At 34.3% G+C, this 15,861-nt stretch carries 15 protein-coding genes; 4 read left to right on the top strand and 11 right to left on the bottom strand.

The genetic code is table 11. The annotated features are described in order from the left end of the window. Nucleotides 1-287: 287 nt before the first annotated feature. From ACWNMZ_RS08935 to ACWNMZ_RS08905, 7 genes are all read right to left on the bottom strand, one after another. Nucleotides 288-1,916: a Na/Pi cotransporter family protein gene (locus tag ACWNMZ_RS08935; RefSeq protein WP_235248244.1), complete on the bottom strand. Its 1,629-nt coding sequence runs from the start codon at nt 1,914-1,916 to the stop codon at nt 288-290. Nucleotides 1,917-2,241: 325 nt separating this feature from the next. Next, a complete protein-coding gene (locus ACWNMZ_RS08930) occupies nt 2,242-3,471 on the bottom strand; it encodes an IS110 family RNA-guided transposase (RefSeq protein ID WP_031540352.1) in 1,230 nt (409 codons plus the stop codon). A 501-nt stretch (nt 3,472-3,972) separates the two neighbouring features. Then, a complete protein-coding gene (locus ACWNMZ_RS08925; RefSeq protein WP_235248262.1) occupies nt 3,973-4,623 on the bottom strand; it encodes an ABC transporter ATP-binding protein in 651 nt (216 codons plus the stop codon). A gap of 17 nt (nt 4,624-4,640) precedes the next feature. Continuing rightward, a complete protein-coding gene (locus ACWNMZ_RS08920) occupies nt 4,641-5,492 on the bottom strand; it encodes a hypothetical protein (RefSeq protein ID WP_441130843.1) in 852 nt (283 codons plus the stop codon). After that, nucleotides 5,479-6,264 carry a hypothetical protein gene (locus ACWNMZ_RS08915; protein ID WP_235248272.1) on the bottom strand — a complete coding sequence of 262 codons (786 nt, stop codon included), beginning with the start codon at nt 6,262-6,264 and terminating at the stop codon, nt 5,479-5,481. The genes ACWNMZ_RS08920 and ACWNMZ_RS08915 overlap by 14 nt, the downstream gene beginning before the upstream one ends. Further along, complete coding sequence (locus ACWNMZ_RS08910) at nt 6,264-7,409, bottom strand: DUF6034 family protein (protein WP_235248274.1); 1,146 nt, start codon at nt 7,407-7,409, stop codon at nt 6,264-6,266. Before ACWNMZ_RS08910 ends, ACWNMZ_RS08915 begins: the two co-directional genes overlap by 1 nt. An 84-nt stretch (nt 7,410-7,493) precedes the next feature. Next, complete coding sequence (locus tag ACWNMZ_RS08905) at nt 7,494-7,670, bottom strand: hypothetical protein (protein ID WP_235248276.1); 177 nt, start codon at nt 7,668-7,670, stop codon at nt 7,494-7,496. 173 nt (nt 7,671-7,843) lie between these two features. On the opposite strand from ACWNMZ_RS08905, the gene ACWNMZ_RS08900 reads away from it, so the two are divergent. Both ACWNMZ_RS08900 and ACWNMZ_RS08895 read left to right on the top strand, forming a co-directional pair. Further along, nucleotides 7,844-8,752, top strand: a complete 909-nt coding sequence (locus ACWNMZ_RS08900) for a helix-turn-helix domain-containing protein (protein WP_235248283.1) — start codon at nt 7,844-7,846, stop codon at nt 8,750-8,752. Nucleotides 8,753-9,027: 275 nt separating this feature from the next. Then, complete coding sequence (locus ACWNMZ_RS08895) at nt 9,028-9,735, top strand: YoaK family protein (protein WP_031538907.1); 708 nt, start codon at nt 9,028-9,030, stop codon at nt 9,733-9,735. Between the two features lie 40 nt (nt 9,736-9,775). Here the strand turns inward: ACWNMZ_RS08895 and abc-f are convergent, their stop codons facing one another. Next, nucleotides 9,776-11,665: a ribosomal protection-like ABC-F family protein gene (gene abc-f, locus ACWNMZ_RS08890; protein ID WP_235248291.1), complete on the bottom strand. Its 1,890-nt coding sequence runs from the start codon at nt 11,663-11,665 to the stop codon at nt 9,776-9,778. A gap of 322 nt (nt 11,666-11,987) precedes the next feature. Then, a complete protein-coding gene (locus ACWNMZ_RS08885; protein ID WP_192840959.1) occupies nt 11,988-12,125 on the bottom strand; it encodes an RAxF-45 family protein in 138 nt (45 codons plus the stop codon). 362 nt (nt 12,126-12,487) lie between these two features. Between ACWNMZ_RS08885 and ACWNMZ_RS08880 the strand changes: the two genes are divergently transcribed. After that, a complete protein-coding gene (locus ACWNMZ_RS08880) occupies nt 12,488-13,309 on the top strand; it encodes an STAS domain-containing protein (protein ID WP_235248300.1) in 822 nt (273 codons plus the stop codon). 103 nt (nt 13,310-13,412) lie between these two features. On the opposite strand, the gene cdaS is transcribed toward ACWNMZ_RS08880, so the two are convergent. Next, nucleotides 13,413-14,036 carry a sporulation-specific diadenylate cyclase CdaS gene (gene cdaS / locus ACWNMZ_RS08875; RefSeq protein WP_235248302.1) on the bottom strand — a complete coding sequence of 208 codons (624 nt, stop codon included), beginning with the start codon at nt 14,034-14,036 and terminating at the stop codon, nt 13,413-13,415. A gap of 160 nt (nt 14,037-14,196) precedes the next feature. On the opposite strand from cdaS, the gene ACWNMZ_RS08870 reads away from it, so the two are divergent. After that, nucleotides 14,197-14,739: a hypothetical protein gene (locus ACWNMZ_RS08870; RefSeq protein ID WP_048718533.1), complete on the top strand. Its 543-nt coding sequence runs from the start codon at nt 14,197-14,199 to the stop codon at nt 14,737-14,739. A 19-nt stretch (nt 14,740-14,758) separates the two neighbouring features. On the opposite strand, the gene ACWNMZ_RS08865 is transcribed toward ACWNMZ_RS08870, so the two are convergent. Continuing rightward, entirely contained in the window at nt 14,759-15,847 is a 1,089-nt protein-coding gene (locus tag ACWNMZ_RS08865; RefSeq protein WP_419181459.1) for a nitric oxide synthase oxygenase, read from the bottom strand. Nucleotides 15,848-15,861 lie beyond the last annotated feature (14 nt).

Raw genomic sequence — 15,861 nt, 5'->3', positions numbered from 1 at the left:
TTTCCTCCTCCACCTATTAATCGTAATCTCTTCTACTCCATTTATTGCGAAAAACTCTTTAATAGAATTAATTACTATATAAAGATAACTTAATATTGTAAAAACTACACTAGCAATTTGTAAATTTATTAATAGAAATGGAATATTTCGTTATTTGTACCTATTTTCTCAATAAATTCACCTATGAAGTTTTACCTATTTTTGTTAATTTTCAATTTAACTTAACCTATAGCTTTTTTCGAAAAAATAGACCACATGAGAATTCACCCATGTGGTCATAAACTTTCTTATTTAACGATTGCTATCGCCTCTGCAATATTGGCAGCATGATCGCCTACTCGTTCTAGATTACTGATAATATCGACAAAAACAATGCCGGCATCGCCACTACATTTTCGTTCATTTAAACGGCTTATATGCTTTTTACGATATTGTTTTTCCATTTTATCAATTTCTTCTTCGTTTGTAATAGCTTTTTTAGCAAGCTCCACATCTTTTGCAAAAAAGCTATTATAGGAAGTTTTTAATGTTTCCACTGTAAAGCGATACATATTTTCTAATTCATTTTTCGCATCTATTGAAAATTCTACTTTTTTATTGATTTTATAATCCACAAGTTCGACGATGTTTTCCATATGATCCCCAATTCTTTCAATATCTCTGATTGAGTCAACCAAAATAGAAAACTCTTCACTTTCATGTGGTGTTAAGGCTTTGGATGAAAGCTCGACTAAATAGCTTGTAATTTCCTTATCTAAATTATTAATCCCTTGCTCGTATTGCAACGCTTTTTCTTTATACTTCTTTTCTCCTGTTTGTAAATACTTGAATGCTTCTTCTAAGCCTTTAATAGAGAAATCCTTCATTCGTTCTAATTCTTCCTTTGCTTGCCCTAAAGCGATAGAAGGAGAATGTTCAATAAAGGTTGTGTTTAAATGCTGCGGTTTTGTAATAATACCTCCATCTTCTCCTGGAATTAACTTTGTCACAATCCATGCCAAGGCAAAGATGAACGGGAATTGAATAATTGTATTCGATACATTGAATATCCCATGTGCAAATGCAATGGTCATCGGTTCATTTAAACCTAAAACTCCTTGCAAATACGTAATAAAATGAGTAAATGGCGCTAAAATAATTACAAAAATCACTGTTCCAATAATGTTAAAGAGTACGTGAACCATTGCCGCTCTTCTTGCAGCTATCGACGCACCAATGGAAGCTAGAATCGCAGTAATCGTTGTTCCTATATTGTCACCAAATAAAACTGGCAAAGAAGCCTTCAAAGAAATAGCATCTGTAGCAAATAACTCTTGTAAAATTCCAATTGTAGCACTTGAACTTTGAACGATTAATGTCAAGACTGTTCCGACTACAACTCCAAGAATCGGATTATTACTCATATTAACAGTTAACTCATGAAAAGCTTCTAATGAACGTAGCGGCTTCATACCAGAACTCATTAGTTCTAGTCCATAAAACAATGCTCCAAATCCAAATACAACTTGACCGAATGAAGTGATTTTTGGATTTTTAAAGAAGAATAATAGGACAGCACCAGCTGCAATAATCGGTAAAGCATATGCTCCAATATCAATCCCAATGATAAAGGCAGTAACCGTTGTTCCTATATTTGCCCCCATAATAACGCCAATCGCTTGGCGCAAGGTCATAAATCCAGCACTTACTAACCCTACTGTTATGGCAGTAGTTCCTGAACTGGATTGGATTAACACTGTTACAAAAATTCCGGCTAATACGCCCATAAATGGATTTGTCGTAAACCGATCCAAGATTTCCTGAAGACGGTCTCCTGCAGCATTCTGCAAACCATCTCCCATATATTTAATACCAAAAAGAAATACCCCTAATCCTCCAAGAAACTGGAAGATCATTTCTTGATAATTAATTTCCAAAAGTTTGTCCCCCTAAAACCTAATTCTTTTAAGACATATACCAAGTTATCATAACAACATCCGACAAGAATTTACACTATTCCAGAATATTATTTACACGAAATTAATATTTATTTACGAAAAATTTACATTCTGATTTCAAAAGATTAGTTGACATTTTTATTTCTATCATTCAATAGTCCTGCGGTAATATGTCAAGTACCAAAATCTAAGGAATTGGAAATTGTAAGCCAACCAATACCTAAAAAAGACAATACTTAAGAAACCCAGTAAGATATTAAACCATTTACTGGAAAATATTGAAGGATTTAGGATGTTTTATCCTTTAGTTATTCACCTTCCTTCTTGGCGTGTAGACTTGATCGTTGCGTAGCAGCGCATCGACCAACCGCACAAGTTTTCTTGCCGTTAAGACGAGTGCTCTTTTGTGTTGATGCTTAGGAACCTCACGATATTTTTTCAGGTAGTATGCCCGAAATTCAGGTTCATTTCGTTGAACCGAGTTGGCAGCTTCAACAAGGTAATAACGAAGAAATCTATTTCCTGAACGTATCATTTTGGTTTCCTCAGCTTGGAACTTTCCTGATTGATTCTTGGACCATGTAAGTCCACTATATTTGGCAATGGAAGCTTGGTTATCAAAGCGATCAATTTGTCCAATTTCGGCTAAAATACCAGCGGTATAGACTGGGCCTATTCCTGGAATCGTCTGTAAGGTATTAGGGATACCTTCTAGAAGCTTTTGGATGGCTTTGTCAAGTTCTTTAATCTGTTTAGTTATACTACGGATGGACTCTATTGAAGTCCCTAATAATAGGTCGATAGAATCTTCCACACACTTTGATAATCGGTAGGAAGATCTCGCAGCCTTTTGAATGGATTTCGCCACACACTCGGCGTCAGTAAAGCGATTTTTGCCCTTATCTTGAAGATAATTCGCAAGTTCTTGAAGATCCATTGAGCTAATTTCATCTAAGCTATATTGTTCAAGAAATAGCTCTAACATGGCATTTCCAAAAACCGAACTATCCACTTCAGTCGTAAAGGAACTACACTTATAAAATAAGTGTTGCAGAAAATATTGCTTTTCTCGCGTTAGGTTGTGAACGAGATGATATCTCATTCTTGTCAACCTTTGAAGAGCAATAAATTGTTCCTGCATCACCGCCGTTAGTGGAAGACGTCCAAACCGTAAGCGATCTGCAATAATCCAAGCATCGACTTGGTCTGTTTTATCCAGGTCAACATATGACTCTTTAAATTTTTTAATTAGTTTTGGATTAATAGTAAAGACTGTTGTTTTAAATTCTTTAAGAGATTCATCCTCGTGAAAAAACATAGCAGGATGCCAACTATAGACTGAAGTGGCCTCCATCCCGATTTGAATCTCGGAAATTGAGTTACTTTGGGCTATCTTGACAATCTGATCTTTCAGATAAGATGCCCCAGTCAAATTGTTGTCAACAGTGAGAGCAGTTAATGCTTCTCCTTCAAAATTCATGACACAAGCTTTCATATCTTGAGAGCTAACGTCTATTCCAACAAATAATTTCATGGTGGCTAACCTCCTTTCAATCTAGGATCAAGGGAAGGACTCTTCGGGATATCCCCAGTGTACTTGTCGGTCAATCACCCTCGCGTATTAGAACTCACTTTGGTCCATGAGCTGCCTGGAAGCTGCAACTTCCAGCATGGGCTGCCAAAGGGAACAGCCTGCGGGTTAGAAGTTCGAACAAGGACTGGGGAGACAGACTTTTGTAGTAGTCAAAGCTACAGGAGATGATAGAAATCCCCCAAATGATCCTAAGACCATTATCTAGGGACATCACGAAAAGTCCACCCTTTGGAAAACTTTTTCAGATAGTGGGGGGCTAGCCCCCCACTATCTGAACTAACATCTATAGAATTATCAAAGAACAATATTTTAATTGGAAATTACCTCGAAAGAGGACTATAAACTTACTATACGAGGAGATTAATTTATGAGAAGAAAATAATAAGGGGGGTAATACGTAAAAATAGAGGATGGCAACTAATGTCCCTCCTCTATGAATTATTATTTTATTATGGAGTTAATAACCTTTCCATGATCCATTTCATGAACTGTATCACAAAGGATTTCGATATCTTCTTTTCCATGACTAGCAAGGATGATTGTTTTCCCTTCTTTTTTTAACTCTAAAAGAAGTTTACGAATATCTGCAACTCCTTGATTATCTAATCCATTCATTGGTTCGTCTAAAATAAGAATACCAGGTTCTTCCATAAGTGCTTGCGCTAATCCTAACCTTTGTCTCATCCCTAATGAATATTTCCCTACCTTTTTCTTGCTTTTGGAATCAAGGCCAACTTTATCAATGGTAGCCAGAATTTGTTCTTTCGTGATTTTTCTTTTTATTGCTGCTAAAAACTTTAAATTAGTATATCCATCATAATTAGGAAGAAATCCTGGAGCTTCAATAATGATGCCTACATTATCTGGTACATCACAATCTTTTCCTATTTGTTGATCACTTACTTTAATGGTACCAGTCGTTGGAATAACAAACCCACAAATACACTTTAAGAGCATTGTCTTCCCTGATCCATTTCTTCCTATTAATCCATGAATTTTATTTTTTTCTAATGATAAAGTAACTCCATCTAAAACCGTTGTTTCGCCAAATTTTTTACTTATATTATTTATCTCTATTGCTACTTGTTGCATTTGTTTACTCCTCTCTTTTAAATAGGTGGTAATACATGGATAGATTGTTTTCGGTTAGCTATTATGCCTAAAATAATCATCCCAATTATAAGAATAGCTAGACCAATATAAATATACGAAATAGATGGCATCTGGGTTGTCCCATTAATGTCGATTCTATCTAAATTGCTCCATGAAACAGGTGAAAATCGATAGATGGAGGGAAAACCAGTTACTGTAGCATCGAGTACAAGTAAAAAAGATGCTGTTAATACCCCCCATATTCTCGTATTTGATATTGAATTAATGACATAGATTACTAATCCCAAAACAATACCTACTAACCAAGACAGAAAAAATGTAAACCACATTGCTTGTAGAGGAGTGAAATAATATAAAATATTTCTCGACACAAATGTTTTGAGGCCTATTACCGAAGAAGCATTCGTATTAGCAAGCGTTCCGAGTACTTTTCCCCAACTGCTTGTAAATTGTATATGAGAGATATTAATAATAATAGTTAAGAACAGGAGAAATAGAAAGTATATAGAAGAGGCAATTATAATATACGCAATTTGTCCAATACTCCATGGAATCCGACCACTCCGTGCGATTACATATGCTTGGTTATCATCAATAAATGGTGCATCACAAAAAAGCAAGATCAATGGAAAGAAAAATAATAGCTTAACAAATTTTTGTGTAAATAAAAATGGAAAAATCCATGGAGTGACCTCTATATTGATTGCTTTAGAAAATTCAATAATTTCTTTTGTGAATATTTGAGTAAACATAAAAAGTAAAATGGCAATAATCCATACTCGATAATCTACTTGCCATTTACGAAAGTTTTGCAAACAAACATAGCTTGCTACATTAAACAACTTCATTATTTATTCGCCTCTTTACTTGATATTGAAACAACAATCCTGCCAATGCTGAAAATGATACAAATACAAATATAAAATAGAATAAACTTATGTAAGGACCTTGATGAATGACATCTTCACTTCCTGTCAATTTGTAAAGATTTAACCAATCTGGTAGATAAAAATACGTTATTTGCTCCAAAAAATAACTTGCAATAACGGTCGAGGCAATCGCTACAAAGTGAATGGGAATAAATGCAGATACAGTTAAACCAACAACACTCCATAAAGCTGCTGATAGACTAAACACAAAGCATCTTGCAACTATATAACTAATCGGGAAAAAACTAGTTGCTAGGGGGGCAAGAGGAAGATTGATCATATTCTCGTAATTACCCACAGGAAAAATCGGCATTCTGAAAGATAATACTAAAATGAATAATAATAAACCTAAAAATACTGTCATTAACCCCGTAACAAAGCAAGTAATGATTTTAGCCCTTATATATATATTTATTCCAGAACGAATAATAACTGGCTTAATGTACTGGCATTTCCAATCTGAACAAAAACTTGAAACAAAAGGAATGGCCGCAAATAGAACGACTATTTTTTTAAACATGGCCAGCCCAATAAATATCTCGATCAAATAACTAACCGAAACCCCTGGCATTTTTAAAGAATCCCATACACTAATAAAACATAGTACAGTAACTCCAATAATAGCAAGATAAAAAACTTTCGAGGTATATACTTGCATGAAAGACATTGATAAAGCTCTTCTCTTCATCATCAGTATTCTCCCCCTATAAGGATTTCTTCACCAGTCTCTGCATTAAAAATGATAGAGAATTCAGATGAACTCTGAGATGTCCCCTTACTATCTGTTACCGTTATTTCTTGATTTGCTGTAAACACCCAACAAGGAACAAGCTCATATTCTATTCCTTTATTTTCAGCTATTACTGGCACATATTCTAAGGCAATTTTCGAAATAGTCACCAAATCGGTTAGTAAAGTATCTTTATATTTATCTTGTAATTTAGTAATTGCTTTTTCAATAGATATTGGCTTTATCTTTTCCTTAACGGTTTCACCAATATCATATATTCCATTTGCTGTCATATAAATTAAGCCACCCTTGTTTACAATACCTAGTATACGACTTCCAATAACAGGAATACCACTACTGCTATTCAGCGAAAAATAACCCTTATTCGTTATATTTATCTTGTCATAGCTGATTGGAAATATGACAGCATACGCCTCATCGTCTTTCTCCCATTGGCGAGGATGACTTCCATCTTTCATTTCATAGTCTTCCCATTCCTGCTCTAATGTTTTTAAATCAAGAGAAATAACCTGTGGCATACCTAAATCATCAATTCCCAATTCTTCCGCAGTCTCTTTTACTTGATTAATCGCATCCTCTTTTGATATATGCTCAAGTGAATTAGCTTTAAATACACTTTCTAAATCATCACGAACAAAATACGTAGCATTTGAGATAACACTATCGTACTCACGATTCATATAAAATGGAGTTCTATAAGTAACTGAGCCCATTTCCAAACTTAGAGAAGTATCATCTGAAAGTTCAAAGTACTTATCTGTATACTCAGGAAAGAAACCATTCTGTACTTCGTTTGTCTCTATTATTGTATTATCTACTAAAAATATATCCTTTACTTTTTCCTCGTCAAATACTTTCAATGAAATAGAACTTCTTTTTAAGTTAACATGATCAAATCCGACTACTCTTGCTTTAATTACTAAGTTATTTTCTATTTTCTCCTCAATAAATTCAGGTGTAGTCCCATCCTGCTGATCAAGCTTTATTTCTTCGGAAGAATTACTATTCTTTTCCCCCTCTGGAAAACAAGCTGTTAGTATAAAAGATGATAGACACAAAAATAAAAAATATATTATTTTTTTCACTGGGAAACCTCCGTTCTAAGATTATCAAAAAATAGATCGTCACAGGTAAACGATCTAAGGTTTTAAGCTAATTGCTTAATATTTTTAAGAGTACCAGTAGCCTTCCGCATGTACTGAATACAGGTCAGTATCAGCTTGAAGAACTAATGATGTCCCTTTTCCAGCGTAAGTGTGATAACTATTCACAATTTTTGATGCATTATTTGGAGTCACACGAATAAAGCCAGTATATGATGTGGAAGAAGTACTCGCACTACTCATTTTTCCTTTTCCTCCCTGTATATTTGCTTAATCTTATTTTAGTACACATCTAAAATTACTGTATTTTACAAATTCACTGAATTTTCACCAATAAAGTACAATATTTAAGTATTTCATCCTATTTTCGTTGTACAATATGAAGATAGGAATATTTTTGAAGGAATGATGGATACATGGATAATAAAGTAGGGCAGGAAATTAGAAGATTAAGAAAATCACTAACTATGACTCAAGCATCTTTATGCAAAGGCATATGTGACCAATCGATGATTAGTAAAATTGAAAAGGGAGAAACTTATCCCTCTGCAACTATTTTATATCAACTAGCAAAGAAGCTTGATGTAGATATGGAACATTTCTTTCGATTCTCCAAAATTCCCAAACCTGACTATGTTCACCACTTTTATCAATTATTACGAAAAGCTGTTAGAGAACATGATTATAAGGAAGTAGAAAATCTTATTAAAAAGGAAGAACACCATCCGGTATTTAAACAATCTGAATTAAAACAGGTTATTCTTTGGCATAAAGGAATGGTCTCTTATTATGTATACCAAAATTTCCAGAATGCTGTTGATTTTTTAAATCAATCATTGGCTATTAGTCGTTCTAGTAATGAGAACCGCTCCTTTTCAGAGAGAGAACTTGAGATTTTAAATTCATTAGCTGCTCTTCATGCAGAAATAGAAATGTTTGAAAAAGCAGATAAGTACTATATGGATGCATGGAATGTATTGAAGAGAAAATGGCCATTAAAGGATCCAACTATTTATATTAGAATTATTTATAATCTTTCGAAAGTAAAAACAAGATTAGGAGAAAAGGAAAATTCTATTAAAATGTGCAAAATGGGCATTAACTATTGTAAGGAAACAAACCTTATGTATCTTTTAGGAGAGTTGACTTACCATATTGGGTATAACTATGAAGTTCAAACAGAGGAAATGGAAAAATGCATTGAATACTACCAGAAAGCAATTGCGATATTCGAAGTCCTAGAAAATGAAAAAGCCATAGAATTTATCGCTGAAAAAATAAAAAAACTATCAATTAATCCTCCCTTTCCAACTCCTAAAATTTAAGGAGTTTTTTTGAATAGTAACTGTTAGTTTATTTATAAACATATTGACTAAAAATGATAGGCAACTAAATATGTACACCTTGATTTAAATTTAACGATATCATATCCTCTAAAGTACCATCTACTCCCTTTTTATTCTTTTCTATTATTTTGACACCAACAATAAAAAATTCGGTTTTTGTTCAAATAATCATCCAATAACTTATGGTAAGATTATAATGTTTTTCCTAAACATTTTTACTGGAAAGAATTATCCTGCAAGGAGCGTAATTATTCATGATTGATAAAATCAAACCAATACCTTCCTTATCCTCTAATTCCGTATTCCTAGCTTCTTTATTAGGAATAGTTGGTGGTTTTTTAGATGCTTATACATTTATTAGTAGAGACGGTGTATTTGCCAATGCACAAACAGGGAATATCGTTTTATTCGCAGTAAACGCTGCAACAGGTGAATGGGTGGAATCCCTTCATTATATCCCGCCATTAATAGCCTTTGTCTTAGGAGTCTTAGTTTCTGAAATTGTCAAAATACCATCTCTAAGGGAAATCCTATACAGCTATAGACGATCAATCCTTATTTTAGAATGTATCGTCTTAATTATAGTCGGATTCTTGCCAACATCTGTTCCGAACATCATTGTTACAACCAGCATCTCATTTGTATCTTCTTTACAAATATCAACATTTAACAAGTTAGATAAATGGGCATATAATTCAACAATGACTACTGGGAATCTAAGAACTGCAACTCAAGCCGCTTATGCTGCTTTTACAAAACAAAGTCAAGAAGCGAAGATCCAATTTAAAGAGTTTTCCATTATTATCGGCTCCTTTTTATTTGGGGCATTACTTGGTACCTTTACAACCACTCAATTTGGCAATAAAGCCATATGGGTATCGGCAATTATTCTAATCGTCGCATTAGTCCTTTACCATAAAGATAAAGGGTATATTCGTAAACGTTGTGCAGATAGTTTATAAAAAAGGAGAAAGGCTGAATGATTGACAGCCTTTCTCCTTTTTACTTATTATTCATAAGTCCATATAGTTCCTCCCACTGTCTTTCAAGCTCCTCCTTTTTAGAAAACAACTGCTCCAATTTACCCCAATCCGTTTCTATTTCCATTATTTTCTCTACTTCTGAAATCTTTTTTTCCAATCCTTCTACTTCCTTTTCCAATTGAATTTGATTAAAAGAAGCTTCCCTCTCCTGTTTTTCCTTAATTGTGGCCTTCTTCTCTTTTTTTGATTTTACTGGATTAGTTTGTAGATTCTTGGACGTTTGTCTTTCCGTCGACTTTTCGCGTGCATACGTGTAGTTCCCTTCAAAATAGTGAACTTCCTTTGTTTGAATCCAATAAATCTTTTGAAATAGCTTATTTAGAAAATAGCGATCATGGGAAACCGCAAGAATCGTGCCATCAAAATCTTCTAAAGCCTCTTCTAATACTTCACGGGACTCTATATCTAAATGATTGGTTGGCTCATCTAGAATTAATAGATTGATTTCTTGATACATAAGCTGGGCTAAGCGAAGCCTCATTCTTTCTCCTCCACTTAAATTGCTGACCTTTCGAAAAACGGAATAACCGTAAAAGAGAAATTGAGCTAAAATATGCCGTGCCTCCCCCTCTGTCACATGCACTTCATTTCGAAAAGCTTCGATCACTGTTTCCCCTTCCATTTCCATTAATACATGCTGAGAAAGATAGCCAATTTTCACGTTACTTCCCATTTTAACTTCTCCTATATCTGGCTCCATTTGTTGAAGAATCATCTTCAACAAAGTTGATTTCCCCGATCCATTCTCTCCAATAATTGCTGCTCTGTCTTTATAGCTTATTTGCATTTGAACTTGTTGAAACAATAGTTGATCGCCAAAGCTTTTTGATACATTCTTCAGCTGAATAACATCCTTCCCACTTCGGTCACTTGCTTCCATGTCAAAATTCATTTTCTTTCTATTTATAATGGGGCGAGCTAGTTTTTCCATTCTTTCGATAGCCCTTTCCATATTTCTCGCTCGCTTATGCAATCCTTCATTAGGCGGATTCGCCCGATTCGCCCATTCACGAAGTCGTTTGATTGCTTCTCTCATTTTCTTGATTTTCTTTTGCTGTTCCTCATATGACTGAAACTCTCTTAAAAGCCTTTCTTCTTTTTCCTTTGTAAAATTTGTAAAATTAGTATAGTAGGTTGTTACTTCCCCATCTTCTAAATCTACCACCTTTTGAATCACTTCATCTAAAAAGTAGCGATCATGGGAAACCACTAAAATAGTACCATTATAATCCTGAAGAAATTTCCCAAGCCACTCGACTGCCATTAAATCCAAATGGTTCGTCGGTTCATCCAATAAAAGAAAATCAGGTTCTTGGAGGAGTAGCATCGCTAAACCAACCTTTGTTTTTTCACCTCCACTTAAAGCTCCATATTCTTTCATGACCAACTGCTCGATTTTTAGCCCATTAACCATTTTCTCTATTTTTGCTTCCATTTCATATCCACCAGCATTCGTAAAATACTCCTGCAATTTCCCATACTCCTCCATTAATAGCAATAGCTGCTCTGGATTGATATCCTGCGCCATTTCCTGTTCCATCTGTTTTATCTTCCCTTCTATTGTTTCAAGGTCAGAAAATGCCTTTTTTAATACTTCCTTCACCTTCATAGATTGTTCATATTCCGGAATTTGTTCTAAATATCCAATCTTTAATCCTTTTTTCCAATGGATTTGTCCAGCATCAGGTGTTTCCTGCCCTGCAAGTAGTCGAAATAAAGTGGTCTTCCCACTCCCATTTCTACCAACTAGACCAACTCTTTCTTTTTCCTTTAACTCTAATGATATGTCTTCAAATAATGTATTTCCTCCGTACATCTTCGCTATATGATTGACACTGCAAATAATCATAATTCTGCTCGCTCCTTTTTTTATGATTATCTCTTTTCCCTGACTCTTTCATGGACGGTTTAGTCCACTTTTAGCAACGCAAAAAAGCCATGGAAAACAAAGGTCTCCATGGCTTTATTTAAGGAAAAAGATAGGTACACTTTTTCCTTAAATATAAATACCTCTAAATATACTTTTAGAAAGAGCCATATATAGTTGCATACTGGCTCCTTTCTATTAATAAATGACATTCCATTCTGCTTTGGTAAAGCCATTTAATAAAGGAGTGCATGAAAATGCACTCCTTTAACCGTCCAAATAGAGATGTGGGTAAGAGATGTTTTCACTGTTTTAGTTTGCTATTTAGTTGTTTAAAAAAGGGCATACTTATCCCGTTAACAACTACCATCGCAAATTTTGCACGGTTAATATATAGACTTTCCATCATATAACCTTGCACTAAAACAGTTGAACTTAACATCCTTCCCACCTCTTTTCTTTTATAAGTTAGTTTTATTATATCTTTAATGGAAATCACACACAAGAGAAAATAATAAGAAAAATCAATTATGTCTGAATAATGTTCCTAAGGCACCATCTTTAAATACTTTATTTTTTTCATTGATGAGTAATATGTTACTTGATACAAACTACCATCTATTATCATTTGATTCTAGTAATGTCCTTTATCATTTCAGCAAGAAATTTTATCGATATTCTCCGAATACTTTTAAAATAAAATATATGTTTAATCACCTTAACAATAGGGTATACACTTCTTGTTATTATTTTTAGTGTAAATTAGTGCTTTACTACCTTAAATTAATCCAGGGGAGTAGTTGTATGAATACAATAGCTTACATAAAGGAAGAATTAAAAACTTTCATTAATGAAAATGAAATTACATTCAATCAAAAACTTCTTACAGAAGCAATAAATGTATCAACAAAGATTACAGAAATATTAAAAAAAGGAAACATTGATTTATTAAAAAATGCCAAAAAATTAATTTTTTATACAGTAGATCAGCAAGAAGCAGACTTAATCTCTTTTGCGAAAGTTGAAGGAATTGCATGGGCAAAACACTCTTTAACACTTGAATTAAAGCTTGAATGGGTGCAAGCCATAAGAAGAACGTTATGGCACTTTATAAGGATAATAGATGAGGAAAAAGATATATTGAAAAATCGTGATGATTATTACGGGATGGAAAAATTATTTAATGAAAAAATAGATCAATTTTTAAATACCTTTTTTCTTAGCTATTCTCATTACAAGGATGAAATGCTACATAAACAAAGAGAAGTAGTGGAACATTTATCTGTCCCAATTATTCCAATTAAACAATCTATTTCTGTTTTACCGTTAATCGGTTTTATTGATTCATACAGAATTAAAATAATTGAGGAAAAGGTTCTAAATGATATAGGAGAATCCAAAATCCAAATATTAGTTATAGACCTTTCTGGTATTGCCATAATGGAAATGGATGTAATAGATTACTTCGAAAAAATATTAGCAGGAATTTCAATGATGGGTTGCAAAGCAATTCTGACTGGATTAAGGCCAGAATTAGTGAAAAAAATGGTGCATGCTGGCATTCATTTCGAACAAAATGCAGAAACAAGAGGGACACTGCAAGAAACTTTGAAGAATATCCTATAGCTTAAAGGAAAAAAGACAAGTATTAGTTCATAGCCAAAAGGGGATACATTTAAGTCCCTTTTTTGGCAATTTTTTTATTCCTCTAGTTTAAGATAGCACTATCCTAGCCTGTTATTCCGCCAGGCTGTATAGGATATAAAACGCCCCCCAAGGCGAACGATATTCTGCCTGTTTCCTCGGAAACGACCATAACTAATGCATCAGTTATCTCACTTAAACCAATGGCTGCTCGGTGTCTTGTCCCCAATTTTTCCTTCCCATTGTAATGAAGAGAAGAAGGGAAAATATTTCCGGCTGAAACAATTGCGTTCTCCTCAATTAGTACCCCACCATCGTGCAAAGGATTACCCGGATAGAATATTGCTTCTAATAGAGACGGAGATAATTTTGCATGCAAAGGAATTCCTGAATGAACACGTGTTTCTAATTCATCATTACGTTTAATGGCAATTAGTGCACCATGACGTTTCTCTGATAAAACTTGGGCACTTGCTGTAAGAATTTCTAAATCCTCTGTATATGGCTCTAAATATAATTGTAAATAGAAGGTAGCAGCACTATGATGAATACTTTTAAATTGTTTATTTACTTCTTCAAAGTCATTCAAGATGCAGCAATTTTTTTCATCCATCGTACGCTGGAGTTCGCCAATTCTATCTTGTAATTGGTTCAACGCATGGTGCATATGATTACTAAACTCTATAGGTAAATCTCTTTCTCCTTCCATACGAACACCCCTTTTTTTTACCTTATCCAAGCTCTGTTAATTTATGCATGCTGAAAGAGAAATTCGTTATATACGGTAACTTATTTCGAAACATTGAATTCATATTTTACAAATGATAGACTAATAGTTGAGTATTTCAAAAGGAGGGAATATTTTACAGATGAAATTTTGGACTTGGACTATTGCTATCCTACTAACAGTTACTGCTATTGGCGTTTCTTCCTTTTTTGTCATACAAACACTATTTGACAGTGATTCGCCCTTACAAACAAATAATGAGCGGTCCGTCGTGAAGGGAGCATCTACCGAAGTAGAAGAATCTTTTGATACGGAAAAAGTTAATACTCCTGTCAATGAGGAAGTTGTCACTTTAGCAGATGGAACGAGCGGACACACGTTTATTTCTATTTGGCATGATTTTTATAATGAAACATTAGGTTGGGGAAGATTGGAAACGACAAGCTATGAAGAACAGAAAGAAGCAGCACTTTCCATTCTTGATGAGATAAAGGACATTAAAGTCTCCGATGAAGAAATAGAACTAGACATGAAAGATATCGCTGCAAATGCTCAGATTGTAGCAGAAAAAGATGATCGTAGTGCTATGCGAAATCTGCATCGATATTTTCATGACTTAGATATTTATTTTAATGGCTATAACTATGATCAAACATTTGGTATTACTGAATTTAGAGGGAACTAAGCCACATCTTCGTTCCACTCTATTTTTTTTCGTTAAAAGGATATTTCTGATTAAAATAATTTGGTTTTTTGCCTTCATTATTGTAGCGTTTATGAAAAATATGGGTAGTTGCAGGAGATAGCGGTGGAATTAGCCATGCCCAATTGCCTGTAATATCTCTCCCTTTTTCTGCCTCTTTATTTTCAAATATCTTAAATTGCTGTGCTGCTGTATGGTGATCAACAATTGTTACACCTGCTTTTTGAAAAGAGTCCAATACAGCAATATTTAATTCCACTAAAGCCTTATCTTTCCACAGAGTAGCGTTCCTTTTCAGGTTTAGACCAAGCCATTCCCCAATCGTTGGTAGCATATTATAGCGATTCTCATCCGCTAAGTTTCTTGCACCAATCTCTGTACCCAAGTACCAGCCGTTAAATGGTGCTGCTGTATAAGAAATACCACCAATTTCAAGGCGCATACTAGAAATAATTGGAACAGCATACCACTGTAAGCCTAATTCTTCAAACCATCGATAATCAGGATGTTGAATCGGGACTTCTAAAACAATGTCGTTTGGGATTTCATATAGTTTCGGCTTTTGCTCATTTACTTGAATGACAAGTGGAAGGATATCATAATTTGTTTGCTCTCCCGTCCAGCCTAGCTTTATACACTCTTTTGTAAAAGCTATAGAGTCCGAATCTCCAATAACTCCATGCTCTGTTTCATAACCAGCATAACGTATAAGCTGATGATTCCATATTCGGATAGAGGAATTTCTTGTCTCTTGCTGAAAAATAGTAATCGTTGGCTTTATTTTCCCTCCATTTGTTGCATAGGCAATATGATGGAACAATGCCTCTTTTATTGCTTCTTCCGTGTTAAGATGTCGTTTGTCTAGCACATGTAGATTTTCCCAAAATAATCGACCGATACAGCGATTACTGTTTCGCCAAGCCATTTTAGCTCCATATATTAGTTCTTCCTCTGTATGCTCATAATATCCCTTTTCATTGATGGCTTGTTCCACTTGTATAAGTCTTTCTTCTATCTCTTCTCCAGACTTATTCAGTTCGTTATATGCCGTCTCAATAAACATTTTTGCTTCTGCTAGTAGTGTATGAATCAATAAATCAGCCT

The sequence above is a fragment of the Niallia sp. Marseille-Q9988 genome (genome assembly GCF_976954375.1).
Note: the sequence above shows the minus strand (reverse complement) of the source record. Positions and strands in the feature narration are given on the sequence as shown.

Bases quoted from the DNA above. Each gene is read 5' to 3' on its own strand.
- ACWNMZ_RS08930 (WP_031540352.1), bottom strand. From the start codon at position 3,471: ATGAAATTATTTGTTGGAATAGACGTTAGCTCTCAAGATATGAAAGCT.
- ACWNMZ_RS08905 (WP_235248276.1), bottom strand. From the start codon at position 7,670: ATGAGTAGTGCGAGTACTTCTTCCACATCATATACTGGCTTTATTCGT.
- abc-f (WP_235248291.1), bottom strand. From the start codon at position 11,665: ATGATTATTTGCAGTGTCAATCATATAGCGAAGATGTACGGAGGAAAT.
- ACWNMZ_RS08870 (WP_048718533.1), top strand. From the start codon at position 14,197: ATGAAATTTTGGACTTGGACTATTGCTATCCTACTAACAGTTACTGCT.
- ACWNMZ_RS08925 (WP_235248262.1), bottom strand. From the start codon at position 4,623: ATGCAACAAGTAGCAATAGAGATAAATAATATAAGTAAAAAATTTGGC.
- ACWNMZ_RS08915 (WP_235248272.1), bottom strand. From the start codon at position 6,264: ATGATGAAGAGAAGAGCTTTATCAATGTCTTTCATGCAAGTATATACC.
- ACWNMZ_RS08880 (WP_235248300.1), top strand. From the start codon at position 12,488: ATGAATACAATAGCTTACATAAAGGAAGAATTAAAAACTTTCATTAAT.
- ACWNMZ_RS08895 (WP_031538907.1), top strand. From the start codon at position 9,028: ATGATTGATAAAATCAAACCAATACCTTCCTTATCCTCTAATTCCGTA.
- ACWNMZ_RS08885 (WP_192840959.1), bottom strand. From the start codon at position 12,125: ATGTTAAGTTCAACTGTTTTAGTGCAAGGTTATATGATGGAAAGTCTA.
- ACWNMZ_RS08900 (WP_235248283.1), top strand. From the start codon at position 7,844: ATGGATAATAAAGTAGGGCAGGAAATTAGAAGATTAAGAAAATCACTA.
- ACWNMZ_RS08920 (WP_441130843.1), bottom strand. From the start codon at position 5,492: ATGAAGTTGTTTAATGTAGCAAGCTATGTTTGTTTGCAAAACTTTCGT.
- cdaS (WP_235248302.1), bottom strand. From the start codon at position 14,036: ATGGAAGGAGAAAGAGATTTACCTATAGAGTTTAGTAATCATATGCAC.